Origin of the sequence: Rhodococcus sp. (in: high G+C Gram-positive bacteria) (assembly GCF_049591685.1) — a bacterium.
Lineage (GTDB): Bacteria > Actinomycetota > Actinomycetes > Mycobacteriales > Mycobacteriaceae > Rhodococcoides.
Map to the genome: position 1 here is coordinate 1 of NZ_JBAWFH010000452.1, position 1,532 is coordinate 1,532.

The 1,532-nt window shown below is 64.9% G+C and carries 2 protein-coding genes; both read left to right on the plus strand.

Going from position 1 to position 1,532, the window contains the following annotated elements; all coding sequences use genetic code 11:
* Positions 1 to 432 (plus strand): hypothetical protein (locus tag WBQ44_RS18945; RefSeq protein ID WP_495568213.1); only part of this gene is annotated, 432 nt, incomplete at its 5' end.
* A 71-nt stretch (positions 433 to 503) separates the two neighbouring features.
* The gene (locus WBQ44_RS18950; protein ID WP_495568214.1) at positions 504 to 1,502 is read left to right on the plus strand and encodes a carbohydrate ABC transporter permease; all 999 of its coding nucleotides are present in this window, start codon (positions 504 to 506) and stop codon (positions 1,500 to 1,502) included.
* Positions 1,503 to 1,532: the final 30 nt, after the last annotated feature.

Consider the following 1,532-nt stretch of genomic DNA (forward strand, 5'->3'; position numbering starts at 1 on the left):
GGCGAGGACTACACCGAACTCGGCCTCATCGCTCCGCCCGTCACGGTGGAAGGCAGCAAGGACCTCTACCTGAAGCCCTCGATGCTCCACACGATCTCGGCGAAGACCGAGCACCCGGAGGCCGCCGCGACGCTGGTCAACTTCCTCGTGAACTCGCCGGAGTCCGGTGAGATCTTCGGCACCAACCGCGGCCTCCCGGCGTCGGAGACCGCTCTCGCCGCCGCAGACCTCGACCCGCTGAGCCAGCAGGTCAAGGACTACGAGGCCTCGATCGAAGACCGTCTGGGCGACGCCCCGCCCGTCCCGATCGTCGGCTACGGCACGCTTGAGGAGAAGTTCCGTCAGCTCGGCGTCGAGCTCGCGTTCGGCACCGTCACGGTCGACGACGCGGTCGCGCAGTTCTTCGGCGAGATGGACGTCGTTCTCCCGTAACATCCCGTCCGGGGCTCGAGCGCACGCTCGGGCCCCGGACTCCCCCTTTCGTACCCGACCAGGAGAACCCCGTGAGCACCACATCGACGAGAGTGATCGTCACCGGCGAGAAATCGTCCCGGCGGTCGACCGTGCGGCGCAGTCACCCCGAGACTGACTACACCCGCCCCGGTCAGAAGCGACGAGCGCTGAAAGAGAGCCTCGCGGGGTACGGGTTCCTGATCCCGTGGATGATCGGGTTCTTCGGCCTGACGGCCATCCCGATGGTGTACTCGCTGTACCTGTCGTTCACGAACTACAACATCTTCTCCCCGCCCAAGTGGATCGGGTTCGAGAACTACATCCGGATGTTCACGAGCGACCCTCAGTTCATCCAGTCGGCGCAGATCACGCTGGTCTACGTGCTCGTCGGCACCCCGATCACGCTTCTGGCAGCGCTGCTGGTCGCGATGCTGCTGAACTACCGCGACAAGGGTGCCGGTTTCTTCCGCTCCTCGTTCTACGCCCCGTCCCTCATCGGCGGGTCGGTGTCGGTCGCGATCGTATGGCGCGCGATGTTCGCCAGCGACGGCCCCGTCGACAACGGCCTCAGCGCCATCGGCATCGATCTGGGCGGCTGGATCGGAAACCCGTCCCTCGTCCTCCCCGCGATGATCGTGCTGTCGGTCTGGCAGTTCGGCGCGACGATGGTCATCTTCCTCGCGGGTCTCAAGCAGATCCCGAAAGAACTGTACGAAGCATCCGAGATGGACGGCGCAAACGCGTTCCAGCGCTTCCGCGCGGTGACCGTGCCGATGCTCTCGCCGGTGATCTTCTTCAATCTGCTGCTCGGCCTCATCGGCGCGTTCCAGGTGTTCGCCTCGGCCTACATCATCTCGAACGGCTCCGGTGGCCCTGCCGGCATGACGAACTTCATCACCCTCTACCTCTACAAGCGCGGATTCAGCGACGGCCAGATGGGCTACGCCTCCGCCATCGCCTGGGTGCTGCTCGTGGTCATCGCGATCATCGCCTTCATCCTCTTCCGCACCCAGCGATCCTGGGTCCACTACTCCGGAGACAACCGATGAGCACGTCCAACGCCTACACCACCTCCGGGG